Origin of the sequence: Nocardia sp. NPDC059228 (assembly GCF_042754245.1) — a bacterium.
In the GTDB taxonomy this organism is placed as follows: Bacteria; Actinomycetota; Actinomycetes; order Mycobacteriales; family Mycobacteriaceae; genus Nocardia.
The window spans coordinates 259,827-272,770 of record NZ_JBHZAL010000007.1; the positions used below are offsets into that span (position 1 = coordinate 259,827).

The 12,944-nt window shown below is 70.1% G+C and carries 13 protein-coding genes; 4 read left to right on the forward strand and 9 right to left on the reverse strand.

Annotated features, from left to right (window positions below; genetic code table 11):
• Window positions 1–166 precede the first annotated feature (166 nt).
• Genes ACFXKA_RS15040 through ACFXKA_RS15050 form a run of 3 tightly spaced genes read left to right on the forward strand, consistent with a single transcriptional unit; the run spans window position 167 to window position 2,015 of the window.
• Entirely contained in the window at window positions 167–757 is a 591-nt protein-coding gene (locus ACFXKA_RS15040) for an energy-coupling factor transporter transmembrane component T family protein (protein WP_379427629.1), read from the forward strand.
• Between the two features lie 32 nt (window positions 758–789).
• Complete coding sequence (locus ACFXKA_RS15045; RefSeq protein WP_379427630.1) at window positions 790–1,338, forward strand: biotin transporter BioY; 549 nt, start codon at window positions 790–792, stop codon at window positions 1,336–1,338.
• A complete protein-coding gene (locus ACFXKA_RS15050; RefSeq protein ID WP_379427631.1) occupies window positions 1,335–2,015 on the forward strand; it encodes an energy-coupling factor ABC transporter ATP-binding protein in 681 nt (226 codons plus the stop codon). Before ACFXKA_RS15045 ends, ACFXKA_RS15050 begins: the two co-directional genes overlap by 4 nt.
• 87 nt (window positions 2,016–2,102) lie before the next feature.
• Here the strand turns inward: ACFXKA_RS15050 and ACFXKA_RS15055 are convergent, their stop codons facing one another.
• From ACFXKA_RS15055 to ACFXKA_RS15070, 4 genes are all read right to left on the reverse strand, one after another.
• On the reverse strand, window positions 2,103–2,831 hold the full coding sequence (locus ACFXKA_RS15055) for a hypothetical protein (protein WP_354835423.1): 729 nt from the start codon (window positions 2,829–2,831) through the stop codon (window positions 2,103–2,105).
• A gap of 5 nt (window positions 2,832–2,836) precedes the next feature.
• Window positions 2,837–4,105: a deoxyguanosinetriphosphate triphosphohydrolase gene (locus ACFXKA_RS15060; RefSeq protein WP_354835425.1), complete on the reverse strand. Its 1,269-nt coding sequence runs from the start codon at window positions 4,103–4,105 to the stop codon at window positions 2,837–2,839.
• A gap of 3 nt (window positions 4,106–4,108) precedes the next feature.
• Window positions 4,109–4,687 (reverse strand): YdcF family protein, encoded by a 579-nt coding sequence (locus ACFXKA_RS15065; protein ID WP_354835992.1) that lies wholly within the window; start codon window positions 4,685–4,687, stop codon window positions 4,109–4,111.
• Window positions 4,688–4,806: 119 nt separating this feature from the next.
• Window positions 4,807–5,484: an MBL fold metallo-hydrolase gene (locus ACFXKA_RS15070; RefSeq protein ID WP_379427632.1), complete on the reverse strand. Its 678-nt coding sequence runs from the start codon at window positions 5,482–5,484 to the stop codon at window positions 4,807–4,809.
• Window positions 5,485–5,562: 78 nt separating this feature from the next.
• On the opposite strand from ACFXKA_RS15070, the gene ACFXKA_RS15075 reads away from it, so the two are divergent.
• Window positions 5,563–7,557 carry a TPM domain-containing protein gene (locus ACFXKA_RS15075; RefSeq protein ID WP_379427633.1) on the forward strand — a complete coding sequence of 665 codons (1,995 nt, stop codon included), beginning with the start codon at window positions 5,563–5,565 and terminating at the stop codon, window positions 7,555–7,557.
• Between the two features lie 162 nt (window positions 7,558–7,719).
• Here the strand turns inward: ACFXKA_RS15075 and ACFXKA_RS15080 are convergent, their stop codons facing one another.
• From ACFXKA_RS15080 to ACFXKA_RS15100, 5 genes are all read right to left on the reverse strand, one after another.
• Window positions 7,720–8,325, reverse strand: a complete 606-nt coding sequence (locus tag ACFXKA_RS15080) for a response regulator (protein ID WP_379427634.1) — start codon at window positions 8,323–8,325, stop codon at window positions 7,720–7,722.
• The gene (locus ACFXKA_RS15085; protein WP_379427635.1) at window positions 8,322–9,659 is read right to left on the reverse strand and encodes a sensor histidine kinase; all 1,338 of its coding nucleotides are present in this window, start codon (window positions 9,657–9,659) and stop codon (window positions 8,322–8,324) included. Before ACFXKA_RS15085 ends, ACFXKA_RS15080 begins: the two co-directional genes overlap by 4 nt.
• Window positions 9,643–10,413 carry an ABC transporter permease gene (locus tag ACFXKA_RS15090; protein WP_379427636.1) on the reverse strand — a complete coding sequence of 257 codons (771 nt, stop codon included), beginning with the start codon at window positions 10,411–10,413 and terminating at the stop codon, window positions 9,643–9,645. The genes ACFXKA_RS15085 and ACFXKA_RS15090 overlap by 17 nt, the downstream gene beginning before the upstream one ends.
• Complete coding sequence (locus tag ACFXKA_RS15095) at window positions 10,410–11,360, reverse strand: ABC transporter ATP-binding protein (protein WP_379427637.1); 951 nt, start codon at window positions 11,358–11,360, stop codon at window positions 10,410–10,412. The genes ACFXKA_RS15090 and ACFXKA_RS15095 overlap by 4 nt, the downstream gene beginning before the upstream one ends.
• Window positions 11,361–11,449: 89 nt before the next feature.
• On the reverse strand, window positions 11,450–12,889 hold the full coding sequence (locus ACFXKA_RS15100; protein WP_379427638.1) for a molybdopterin-dependent oxidoreductase: 1,440 nt from the start codon (window positions 12,887–12,889) through the stop codon (window positions 11,450–11,452).
• Window positions 12,890–12,944 lie beyond the last annotated feature (55 nt).

Here is a 12,944-nt window from a genome sequence, read left to right on the forward strand (position 1 = left end):
GGAACTTCAGCGCACGGCTAGGAGCCGTTGCCGGTTCCACACGCGTGCCGGCGGTCAGGTACGACGAAAATTTCGGACGTACCCGACGAGTTACCCCACTCGCAGCGAAATCAGTTGTCCCGTCCCCAACGACCAACTAGGAAACGGGGGTGCGAGGATCTACCGGGTGCTCAGCCTCTATCACGATGCCCGGACGCCGGTGCATGCCGTGCCCGCCGGGGTGAAGGTGCTGGTGCTGGCGGTCGCGGGGACGGCGTTGTTCTTCGTGTCGTCGATCGTGTGGGTGGGGGTCGCGCTGGCGGTGGTGCTGGGTTTGTATGCGGTCGCGCGGATTCCGTGGCGGACGACCGGGCGGCAAGTACTCGGGCTGGCACCGTTTCTCGTATTGATCGTGGTCGCGCAGGTGATCTTCACCGGTTGGCACACCGCGATCCTGGTCGGCGAGCGACTGCTCACGCTGGTCCTGCTGGCCAATCTGGTGACACTCACCACACGCACCTTCGCCATGGTCGAGACCATCGAACGGGCGCTCGGTCCACTGCGGCCGCTGGGCGTCCGCCCCGAGCGCGTGGGGCTGCTGGTCGCCATGACCATCCGATTCATCCCCGTCATCCGTGACCAGGCCGAACTCGTCCGCTCGGCGCAGCGCGCCCGCGGCATCGAACGCAGCACGGTCTTCCTGGTTCCGCTACTGATCCGCACACTCCGCATGGCCGACGGGGTCGGCGAGGCGCTGGACGCCCGCGGCCTGGACTGAAGGGTCCGAACCGGGCCATTTAGGATGCCTCGGTGCGTAGTAGGGATTTGGCGCAGATCGCGCTGTTCGCGGCAATCATGGTGGTGTTGGGATTCTTCCCGCTCATTCAGCTGCCGGGAGCCTTCGCGCCGTTCACCTCGCAAACCCTGGGCGTCATCCTGGCCGGGTCGATTCTGGGCGCCAAGCGTGGTGCGCTGGCCATCCTGCTGTTCGATGTGCTGGTCTTCGCCGGCCTGCCGGTGCTGCCGGGCGGGCGCGGCGGGCTGTCGGTGATCATGGGCCCGACGGGTGGCTTCGTGATCGCCTATCCGATCGGCGCACTGGTGATCGGACTGCTCACCGAACGCCTGTGGCGGTACTACAACCTGCCCATCGCCCTGCTGATCAACTTCCTGGGCGGCGCGATCGTGCTGTACGTCATCGGCATTCCGTGGATGGCCGCCGCCGCGCACATCTCGCTGGGCAAGGCGATCACCACCTCGGTGGCGTTCCTGCCCGGCGATGTGGTCAAGACCGTATTCGGCTCGCTGGCCGCGGTGGCGGTCCGCAAGGCGTATCCGATGATTCCGGCGCGGGCATGATCGAACTCGACGGCGTCTCGCATCGGTTCGGGGAGCGCGCGGTGCTGCGCGACCTCGATCTGCGCCTGAGTGAGAACCGGATTGCCGTCATCGGTTCCAACGGGTCCGGCAAGTCCACGTTCGCGCGATTGCTCAACGGGCTGCAGGTGCCCACCGACGGGCGCGTGCGGGTCGACGGGCTCGATACCCGCAAGCAGGGCAGGGCCGTTCGCAAACTGGTCGGATTCGTCTTCCAGGATCCGGATGTGCAGATCGTCATGCCGACCGTCGCCGAGGATCTGGCCTTCGGGCTCAAGCACCACGGCGTCGCCAAATCCGAGATCCCGGACCGCGTCAGCGCGACCCTGGCCGAATACGGCCTCACCGAATTCCGCGACCACCCGGCGCATTTGCTCAGCGGCGGGCAGAAGCAGCTGCTCGCGATCGCCGCGGTGCTGTCGGTGGGGCCGAAGTACGTGGTGTTCGACGAACCCACCACGCTGCTCGACCTGCGCAACACCCGCCGTATCTCCCGTCTGCTGCACGAACTTCCGCAGCAGCTGATCGTGGTCTCACACGATCTGGACCTGCTCGCCGAATTCGACCGGGTGCTGGTCTTCGACGAGGGCCGCATCGTGGCCGACGGCCCGCCGGGCGAATGCATCGCACGGTACGTGGCCATGCACACCGCGAACTGATCGCGGATTCCCGATTCGGTCAATGCGGACGGATTTTCAGTCATTCCGGACAGATTCGCACGACCCGCGAGACCCGATGGGTCGGCATCACTCCTCGCGCCCGAACAGATGCCGCCGCACATGGGCATTGAGCCGTTGCCCCGGCCGCGAATTGAACGCCATGTGCACACTCACCCGCGGAATCTCCCCCTGCACCGGTGTCACCCGATGCCGTGATCGCCGCCCGGCGTGCAGTACCAAGGTCCCCGGCACGGTCGGCAGCATCTTCACCATGTGCCGGTGCCGCATGGGCAGCCCGCCGCCGCGCTCGATGAAAGCCCCGGGCAGCGGAATGTATTCGAGCGCCCCGCCCCGCTCCGGCGCGACGATGTGCAGCATCACGGTGTAGTCGGACATGTCGTAGTGCCAGTCCTGCACATCCCCGTTCTCGTGGATCTGCACCGTCATGGCCCCCAGCTCGTCGGCCGAGCGGTAGGCCTGCTCCCCCACCAGGTGGGACACGAACTCCCGCAATGGTTCCCAGTGGTAGAGCGCCTTCAGCGGCGAGGAATCCGGAATCCGGTCGCAGGCGACCGTGTACTCGAACCGCATGGCGTCGCCCAGCCCGTCGGAGAGCACATCCGCGGCCATCTCGGTCACCGCGGCGGGGCGCAGGAATTCGGGCAGCACGGTGACACCGCTGACCAGGAAGTCCGCCTGCGCCCGCTCGATCACCTCGCGCAGCCGTGCCACCGACCTCCGGTCCAGCGGGTACCGATCCAGGTCGACTATGCCGTCCACCTCGCGGGTCATCGCGCCCCCTGCCGCCGGTTCCACCGGATTCAGGGTATCGCGGCGGCGACCCGTTCCAGGCGGCTCTCGGTGTAGGACGCGATCTGGTCGACGATCACCCGCACCCGTGCGGTGTCGTCGACGGCCGCCTCCCACCACGGCAGCAGCAGCCGGTCCAGCCCGTGCGGGGCGGCTTCCAGCAGCCGGTTGGCGACCAGCAGGATGCGTTCGCGCTGCCCGGCCTGGCGCACCCGGTGGATGGGGTCGGAGAGCACGTAGCGCAGCGCCATGGTCTTGAGCACCGCGACCTCGGCGGCCGCGATGCGCGGCACCTCCAGATCGGCGGTGTAGCGCGATAATTGGCGGCCACCCCAGGCCGCGCGGGTCGCCTCGACCGCGGCGGTGGCGAAACGGCCCACCAGGTCGCTGGTCAGTCGTTTCAGGGCCACGGAGGCGCGCAGGGAGCCGTCGTATTCCGCGGCGGCGGAGACCACCGGCATCTCCGAGAGCCGCTGGGCAGCGGCGACCAGCTCCTCCAGCGCCAGCGAAGGATGCTGGCGCGCACCGAGTTCCGCGAGCGCGACCTGTTCGACCGGGTCGGCCAGCGCCCGCAGATCGATGCGGCCCACGATCACCCCGTCCTCGACATCGTGCACGGAGTACGCGACATCGTCGGACCAGTCCATGATCTGCGATTCCAGGCACTGGCGGCGATCCGGCGCACCCTTGCGGACCCAGTCCAGGCGGTCCATGTCGATGCCGTACGCGCCGAACTTGGAGCGGGGACCCGTTCTGCCCCAGGGGTATTTGATGACAGCGTCCAGTGCGGCCCGGGTCGGGTTGAGCCCGAAGCTGACGCCCTGATCGTCGATGACCTTCGGCTCCAGCCTGGTGAGGATGCGCAGGTTCTGCGCATTGCCCTCGAATCCGCCGTGCGCGTCGGCGAATTGGTCGAGCGCCTGCTCGCCATTGTGGCCGTAGGGCGGATGCCCGATATCGTGCGCCATCCCGGCCAGATCCACCAGATCGGGATCACAGCCCAGACTGTCGGCGATGCTGCGGCCGATCTGGGCGACCTCCAGCGAATGGGTCAGCCGCGTGCGCGGGGTGTCCCCGTCGCGCGGCCCCATCACCTGCGTCTTGTCCGCCAGCCGTCGCAGTGCCGCGGAATGCAGCACCCGCGCCCGATCCCGCGCGAATTCACTGCGCCGGGCCGGGCACGGCGACCAGCTCAGTCCCGCGGTCCGCTCGGTTTCGGGCACCATGCGCTCCCGATCGGCCTCGGAGTACACACCGTCATAGTCGATACGCGCGTTCATCGCTCACTGATCCGCCGTGTATTTGAAATCCGCCGAGAAATGGGTCAGCTGGTACCAGAGCAGGGCGAAGGTCTCCCGGAAGATGCCGTGCGCCTGCGATTCCCGGGTGTACACCGCCGGGCCGGTGCGGGTGGGCGCGGTCCAGGCGGCCAGCCCGGCATCACGCATCATGGTGCGGGTGCGCAGTGAATGCCAGGGGTCGCTGACCAGCACCACCGACGACTTACCGCGCGCCAGTAGCGCTCTCGACACCGCCTCCACGCTCTGCAGGGTGTCGGAACCGGTTTCGACGGCCAGGATCCGATCCTCCGGCACGCCACGGTCTTTCAGATAGTTCTTGCCCGACGCCGCCTCGGTGTAGTTGTCACCGACCTGCTTGCCGCCCACGGTGACGATCATGGGCGCGATCTGCTTGCGGAACAGCTTGTACGCCTGGTCCAGTCGCGCCTCGAACACCGACGACGGTGTGCCGTCGTACTGAGCCGCGCCCAGCACCACGATGGCGTCGGCGGGCGTGTAGTCGTCGATGCGGGCCACCTGCCAGACCCGCACGGCGGTACCGCCCACCACCAGGACGCCCATGAGGAGCGTACCGATGAGCAGTCGCCGGGCCCAGCGCAGCACACCGTGTCCGCCCGGGGGGTTGACGGCGGTGATGTCCCGGACCAGACAGTCCGGTTCGGTCGGGCGGTTCCGGAGTTTCACCAACCGCGTCGCCGCCACTCGGGCAACTGCGGGCGCTCCACTCCGAGGGTGGTGTCGTCGCCGTGGCCCGGGTACACCGCGGTGTCGTCCGGGTAGCGGCCGAAGAGTTTGGTCTCGACATCGCCGAGCAGCGAGGTGAACTGCTCCGGCGAGAGGGTGCGGCCCACGCCGCCCGGGAACAGCGAATCACCGGTGAACAGGTGCGCGCGGCCGGCACCGTCGGTGAGCGCCAGCGCGACCGAGCCGGGCGTGTGCCCGCGCAGGTGGATGGCTTCCAGCTCCAGCTCACCGACCTGGACACGGTCGCCGTCCGCGAGCAATCGGGCCGGGGTGACGGGCAGTGGGTCGGCGTCCAGCGCGTGGGCGGCGGTGGGGGTCTCGATCGCCTTCACGACATCCGGCAGCGCGATCCAGTGGTCCCGGTGCTGATGCGTGGTGACGATGAGTTCCACCCGGTCCGGCGCCTCCTGGCCGATGAGCTCGAGAATCCGGTCCGCCTCATTGGCGGCATCGATGAGCAGCGTCGCGCCGGTGGCGGCGCACTGCACCAGATAGGTGTTGTTGTCCATGGCGCCCACCGACATTTTCACGATGCGCGCACCCGGCACCTCACGCTGCTGCGGGTTGGAGCCGGGCGAGACGTGTCCCGTGTAGGGCGAATCGATCGTGATCACTCCCCGATCGTAGTCATGGCCCTCGACACAGTGTGCAGAAGAAACCGACCCTCAGCGTTCCAGAGTTAGATTCGGAGCATGCGGCTATCGAAGCAGCTGTTCCTCCTCGTGATCGGCTTGCTCCTGGCCTCGGCCCTCGTCGGCGGGCGGGCCGCACCGGCCACGGCCGACGCGCCGCTGCGGTTGCCCGGCTATGTGAGCGACAATGCCGGCGCGCTCGATCCGGGGCAGACCGCGGAACTGCAGCAGGCCATCGACTCGCTGTACTCGCGCGACCACGAGCGGCTGTGGGTCGTCTACGTGCGGAATTTCAATGGGATGGACTCACATTCGTGGGGTGAGCAGACCGCGGGGCTGTCCGGGTTCGGGGATCGGGACGTGCTGCTGTCGGTGGCCGTGGACGATCGGGCCTACGCGTTCACGGGCACGCTGCCCAAGTCGGTCAGCGACAAGGACCTGGACAAGCTGCTGATCGACCAGGTCGAACCCAAGCTGCGGGCCGGGGATTGGGCCGGGGCCGGGCTGGCCGCGGCGAGTGGGCTGTCGCACGCCATGAGCGGGTCCGGCGGTGCCGGGCTCGGGCCGCTGCTGATCCTGGCGCTGGTGGTGGTGCTGGCGGTGCTGGGTGTGTGGCTGTGGTCACGGCGGCGCAAGACACGGCGCGAACGCTCGGTGATGGAGTCGGCTCGCAAGACCGATCCGACCGATACCGCGGCCTTGGCAGCCCTCCCCCTCGTGGTCCTGGACGCGCTGTCCAAGGAAACCCTCGTCGACACCGACAATGCCATTCGCACCAGCACCGAGGAATTACGGCTGGCCACCGACGAATTCGGGACCACCGCCACCACGCCGTTCACCGCCGCGCTCACGGGCGCGAAGAACGCGCTGGCCAAGGCCTTCTCGATCCGCCAGCAACTCGACGACGACATTCCCGAAACACCCGACCAGCAGCAGCGCATGCTGGTCGAGCTGATCAGCAGCTGCGGCAGCGCGAATCGGGAACTCGACGCCAAGGTCGGCGAATTCGACGCCATGCGCGATCTGCTCATCAATGCCGGGGAGCGGCTGGACGCGCTGACCCGGGCCATGGTGGAGCTGACCGCGCGGCTGCCGACATCGCAGGCCACGCTCGCTCAGCTGGTGGCCGACCACCCCGCCTCGGTGCTCGCGCCCATCCGCGACAACGTGAGCATGGCGCAGGAGCGAATCGGCTTCGCGGAGAAGACGATCGAGGACGGCCGGGCCGCGGTCGCCAAACCCGTCGGCCGGCAGGGCGCGGCGGTCGCGGACATCCGCACCGCCGAATCCGCGGTGGACGCCGCGCGCACGCTGCTCGACGCGGTCGATACCGCCGCCACCGATATCGACCAGGCCCGCGCCGGATTGCCCGCGATCATCGAGGAACTGCGCCGCGACCTCGCCACCGCGTCCGGACTCTCCGAACACGGCGGGACCGAATTGCGCAGCGCCACAGCGGCTGCCCGCACCGCGCTGGATCAGGCCACCGCCGACGCCGCCACCAACCCGCTCGGCGTCTTCCGGCAGGCCATCGCCGCCGACATCGTCCTCGATCAGGCCATCGCGTCCGCCACCGACCGCAAGCGGGCCGCCGACGACCTGCGCCGCCGCCTCGACCAGACCCTCACGGCCGCTCGCAGCCAGGTCAATGCCGCGGCCGACTTCATCAGCACTCGCCGCGGCGGCGTGGACGCGGAACCCCGGACCCGCCTCGCCGAGGCCCAGCGCAGCCTCGAGCAGGCCGAGCAGCTCGCATCCGCCGACCCGGATCGCGCACTGCAATCCGCCCAGCGCGCAGCCGAACTCGGCGCTCGCGCCCTCCACACCGCCCAGGCCGCCGTCCGCGACTGGCAGGCCCAGCAACAGCGCGTCAGCTCCGGCTCCCAAACCGGCGCCATCCTCGGCGGCATCCTCATCGACGGCATGCTCCGCGGCATCGGCAACGAATACCGTCGCGGCGGAGGAGGTTTCGGCGGCGGAGGCAGCAGCTACGGCCCCGGCTCCTTCGGCGGCTCCGACGGCTCCCGCCGCATCAGCCGCGGCGGGAGGTTCTGAGCACCTACGGTCAGCGACTGCGGAGCCTGTGGTCGGCCGCTACTTGCGAATCACTGGCCGCCGAAGTCGATTCCCGCGGCCTTCGCCTTGAAGATCAGCCACCGGTGATCCGCGAATCTGGCTCTGCGCGCGATGATGTGCGGCTTCGAAGACTTCCGAAGGTCAGAGCCAGCCGAGGCGTTCGGCGGCGCGGACTGCTTCGGCACGGGTTCGGGTGCCGGTTTTGCCTATTGCGGCGGAGAGGTGGTTGCGGACTGTGCCTTCGGACAGGTGGAGTTGTCTGGCTATCGCGCCGGCGGTGGCGCCGTTGGCCGCGGCGGCGAGGACTTCGCGTTCGCGGGCGGTCAGGGGTGAGGTTCCGGCGGTGAGGGTTTCGGTGGCGAGGGCGGGGTCGACGACGCGCAGGCCCATGTGGACGCGGCGCACGGCATCGGCCAATTCCCGGGCGGGCGTGTCCTTGACGACGAAGCCCGAGGCTCCGGCGTCGATGGCGCGGCGGAGGTAGCCGGGGCGGCCGAAGGTGGTGACCATGAGGATGCGGACTTCGGGGTGGGCCGCGTGCACCTGCGCCGCGGCCGAGATGCCGTCCTGGCCAGGCATTTCCACGTCCAGCAGGGCCACATCGGGGGCGGTGCGTGCGACGGCCGCGAGGACCTCGTCGCCCCGGCCCACCTCGGCGACCACCTCGAGGTCGGGCTCGAGGCTGAGCAGCGCGGCGAGGGCGCCGCGCACCAGGGCCTGGTCATCGGCGAGCAGCAGTTTGATCATTCCGGCTCCTTGATGGTCGCCGGAAAGCTTGCCAGCACCCGCAATCCGCCCTCCGGCCGGTTGGCGAGGGTGAGGGTGCCGCCGGTGGCCTGCACCCGCTCGCGCAGGCCGGCCAGGCCGGAGCCGGAGCGCGCCGAATCGCTCATGCCGACGCCGTCGTCGGACACCTCGATGCTGGTGGGAGTGACCCGTACCCGGCAGTGGGCCGCGCCGCTGTGCCGCACCACATTGGTCACGGATTCGCGCAGCACCCAGCCGAACACCACGCTGTGGCGGATCGGCAGATCGTCGGAATCCGGTAGCTCGGCCTCGATCTCGGCGGCGCGCAGCGCCGTGCGGGCATTGGCCAGCTCACCCGCCAGCGACACCTCACGCAGGCCGCCGACGGTGGAGCGCACCCCGGCCAGCGCCTCCCGGGCCAGCCGCTCCACATCGGCCATCTCGGTTTTCGCCCGGTCCGGGTCGAGATCGACGAGTCGTTGCGCCAGTTCGGTTTTCACCGTGATGACGGTCAGCGAATGGCCGAGGATGTCGTGCACGTCGCGCCCGACCCGCAGCCGTTCCTCCGCCACGGCCAGCTCGGTGAGCTGCTTGCGGGCCAGGTACAGCTGGTGATTGCGCACCAGGATCACGCGAATCCCGCCGACGGCGAAGCCCGCCAGCGCGATCGGCTGGATGAGCCCCCAGTTCGGTGGCTGACCGGTGACCAGCTGCGGCACCACCCCGAACGCCACGATCAGCACCAGCTCGAGGGGGATGGCCCACCGGACCGGCGCGCTGAAGCCGATGTAGGAGGCCATGTAGACGCTCATGCCCAGCATCGAGGAGTGCAGGGTGATCGCGGCCGCGGCGATCAGCACCGCCTGCATGACCAGGGGAACCAGGACCGTGCGCGGTTCGGGGTTGGGCGGCCACGCCCCGCCTACCGGCCGGTCGCCCCGCACGATCCGCCAGTAGGACCAGATGTAGCAGGCGCCGAAGGCCATGATCACCGTGAGCGTGTACACCCGGGCCACCGGATTCTCCAGCTCCCAGCCCCGCCGCAGCGGCTCGATCAGATACACCGCCCACACCGCCGCGAACAGCGCCCCGAACCGCCGCCGTCGCCGAATGCCCTCTTCCTCCGCGTCCACAGAGCCGGACGCTACACCGAACAGGATCGGTCGCGGCGACAGTCGCGGACCGGCTGTGCCGCGGACGGCTCGCTCCGTGTCCTCCGGGCCGCCGTCGTCCGCGGAGCCGCTCCACACCGCGCGGACCGACGCGCCGAGGCCCGGCCGGGCGGTGCGCTCAGCCGGACCGGCGTCCAATGGTCGTTCAGCGGGCGGTGTCACGGCGGAAGAGGTAGGCGGAGCCGAGGGTGAAAACGGCGGCCCAGGTCACGACGTTCACGATGGCCAGGACGATGCCCGCGGCGCTGGGCTGGGCGAAGGGGGCGCGGGCGAGGACGGCTATTCCATTGGTGGGCACCAGTTTCGAGACGATCTCGAACCAGCCGTGCAGCGGGTTGAACAGGCCGCCGGCGAAGGACAGCAGGGCCAGGGAGACGCCGAGCAGCTGCATGACGTTCTCGGCGGGCAGCAGGTAGCCCATGAACAGGCCGAAGGCGGCGAAGACCAGCGAGCCCAGCCAGGCGATCAGGAAGCAGCTCACCCACGCCGACGCCGGCAGGTATGCGCCGAAGACGGCCCCCGCTACGAAAACCACTGTCACCGAGAGCAATCCGAGCACCATGGCCACCAGGATCTTGGTGGCGATGTAGGCCAGCGGGTGCAGCGGGGTCAGGCGGAGCTGGCGGCTCCAGCCCGCCGCCCGCTCGACGGCCACCCGGGCCGCGCCGGTGGAGGTCGCCAGCAGCGCGCCGTAGACGGCCATGGAGACCATGACGTAGCCGGTGGCATTGCCGGTGCCGAACCCCTCGCTTCGATAGCCGGCGCTGGTGCCGAAGATGATGAAGAACAGCGGCGGCATGACCAGGGCGAACAGGACGGTGCGCTTGTCGCGCAGGGTGCGCCGCAGTTCCAGGCGCAGGAAGGCGGGCCGGAAGCCGCCCAGCGGTCGTGCGGGCCGGGTGTCGAGGGTGATCATCGGTGGTCTCCCGTCGTGGTCAGGGCGAGGAACGCGTCCTCCAGGTTGTGTCCGGAGATCTCCAGGTCGACGGCCTCGGTGGCGGTCAGCAGGTAGCGGGCCACCACGTCGGAGTCCTTGGCGCGCACGATGATCCGGCTGCCCCGCTGCTCCACCTGGTCGACGCCGGGCAGGGCCAGCAGCCGCGCCGGATCGGCGGCGGGCAGGGTGGCGCTGATGGTGCGGCCCGCGGCCAGGCTCTTGATCCGGGCGGCGCTGCCGTCGGCCACCACCCGCCCGGCTCGCACCAGCACGATGCGGTCGGCGTAGGCGTCGGCCTCGTCGAGGTAGTGGGTGGCGAACAGGACGGTGCGGCCGCGGCGGGCGTCGTCGCGGATGGCGTGCCAGAAGTCGCGCCGCCCTTCGACATCCATGCCGGTGGTGGGTTCGTCGAGCACGACGAGGTCGGGATCGGGCAGCAGGGCCAGTGCGAAACGCAGCCGCTGCTGCTGGCCGCCCGAGCATTTCCCGACGGGCCGGTCGGCGATGTCGTCGATCCCGGCCCGCACCAGCACCTCCCGCACCGGGCGCGGGCGCGCGTGCAGGGTGGCGATCAGGCGTACGGTCTCGCCCACGGTCAGGTCCGGCAGCAGCCCGCCGGACTGCATGACCGCCGAAACACGTCCTCCGGCAATGGCTTCCGCGGGTGCCGTGCCGAAGACCCGCACCTCCCCCGCATCCGGCCGGGCGAGGCCGAGCAGCATGTCGATGGTCGTCGTCTTCCCCGCGCCATTGGGCCCGAGGAAGGCGACGATCTCACCCGGCCGCACCGTCAGATCCAGTCCGTCCACGGCGCGCACCGTCCCACCGGGTGCGGCGAAAGTCTTGACCAGCCCCCGTATCTCGATGGCCGGGGCAGTCCCGTGCCCGGACCGCTGGACCGCGATGCCATCAGCAGTAGCGTTCATAGCTCTACTGTCGGCCGCCGGGGTCCGCGGCACCTCCGTCGTCCGTCACTACTCGGCCATGACAGATGTCATGGCCGGTGCGCGGTGGACTAGGCGGTGACCGTGATCGTGTGCAGGCCGCCCGGGCCGAACGGGAAGGGCGGACGTTCGGCCGAGTCCTGGACCTCGCCGGAGCGGCTGATCACGCGGGCCTGGAGGGTGTGGGCGCCCGGCGGGAGATCGACGAGGGTACGCCAGCGCCGCCAGGCGGCCGGCGCCATTTCCGAGCCGAGTTCGACCGGGAGCCATTCGGTTTCGTCGACGCGGATCTCCACGCCCGCGACCCCGTGGGGCGGGGCCCAGGCCACGCCCGCGACCGTGAACTTGCCGGAACTCGTGCCGCCGCAGGTCGCCACATCGATGCGGGCCTGCGGGCGCACCCACAGCGGCTCGACCGGCCAGCCGCGCTTGCACCAGTAGTCGACATGGGTGTCGTCGGCGAGTTCGAGCTCGGTGATCCACTTCGCCCCGGAGTACTGTCCGTAGATGCCGGGCACGAAAACCCGTGCGGGGAAGCCGTGTTCGGGCAGCAGCGGTTCGCCGTTCATGCCGATGACCAGGTAGCCGGGCCATTCGCCGGTGCGCAGCGGTTCCAGCGGCAGCGAGATGGTGTAGCCGTCGGCGGCGCGGGTGACCAGCCGGGTCGCCCCGGCTTCGGGGACGGCGTGGTCGAGCAGCGCGGTCAGCGGGACACCGAACCAGCGGGCATTGCCGCAGCGGCCCGAGCCGGCCGTATTGTGCACGCACACCATGACGGCATCGAATTCCACGGCCTGCTCGGCCAGATCGGCCAGCGACAGCCGCAGATGATGGGCCACCCGGCCGCCGATGGCCAGCCGCCACTGGGCGGGATCGATGCGCGGCGGCCGCGAATTCACGTCCGCCACATAGAATTTGCCCGCGGGTGTGATCAGGGGCGACAGTCCCGGTTCCAGCCCGAGACCGTCCTCGGGGACCGGCGCGTGCGCACCCCACGACCCGGACCGCCGCGCCACCTCGCGGTACCGCTGGTCCTCGCGGCGCACCAGCACCTCGGCGGCGGCGAGCATTCCGGTTCCCGCTGCCGCCCACAGCAATCCGTGACGGGGCGCGGTGGAGCGGCGCAGCCCCGCGCGCAGTAGCGCCGCCGCGGCCACGCCGCCCGCCGCGCCGGGCACCGACCGGTTGGCGCTGCGCAGTGCGGCGGCCGCCGCTCCCGCACCGAAGGCCACCGCTGCCGGGGTCCGCAGCCGCGGCGGCAGCAGGGCCATCCCGGCGGCCGCGGCGATGCCGCCGAGGGCCACCCCGAGGCGGGTCATCTCCTTGTCGTGCTCCCCGGCCTGCGCCACCATGGTCTCGACCACCGGCACGGGCGCGTAGTCGGCGGCCAGCCGCCCGATTCCGTCGAGCACGGACCCGCCTCTGGCCGCGGCGAGCAGCTCGCCCGCGCCGAGCGCACCCAGCCCCACCGCCGCCGCGCCCAGCGGCCGCCGTTTCCCATTCACCGACACTTGCCCGAACCTTCCGTAGCCGACCGGGTTTCCAGCGCCCATTCTTCCCCAGCGG

Bases quoted from the DNA above. Each gene is read 5' to 3' on its own strand.
- ACFXKA_RS15095 (WP_379427637.1), bottom strand. From the start codon at position 11,360: ATGAACGCTACTGCTGATGGCATCGCGGTCCAGCGGTCCGGGCACGGG.
- ACFXKA_RS15065 (WP_354835992.1), bottom strand. From the start codon at position 4,687: ATGGGCGTCCTGGTGGTGGGCGGTACCGCCGTGCGGGTCTGGCAGGTG.
- ACFXKA_RS15090 (WP_379427636.1), bottom strand. From the start codon at position 10,413: ATGATCACCCTCGACACCCGGCCCGCACGACCGCTGGGCGGCTTCCGG.
- ACFXKA_RS15050 (WP_379427631.1), top strand. From the start codon at position 1,335: ATGATCGAACTCGACGGCGTCTCGCATCGGTTCGGGGAGCGCGCGGTG.
- ACFXKA_RS15060 (WP_354835425.1), bottom strand. From the start codon at position 4,105: ATGAACGCGCGTATCGACTATGACGGTGTGTACTCCGAGGCCGATCGG.
- ACFXKA_RS15080 (WP_379427634.1), bottom strand. From the start codon at position 8,325: ATGATCAAACTGCTGCTCGCCGATGACCAGGCCCTGGTGCGCGGCGCC.
- ACFXKA_RS15075 (WP_379427633.1), top strand. From the start codon at position 5,563: ATGCGGCTATCGAAGCAGCTGTTCCTCCTCGTGATCGGCTTGCTCCTG.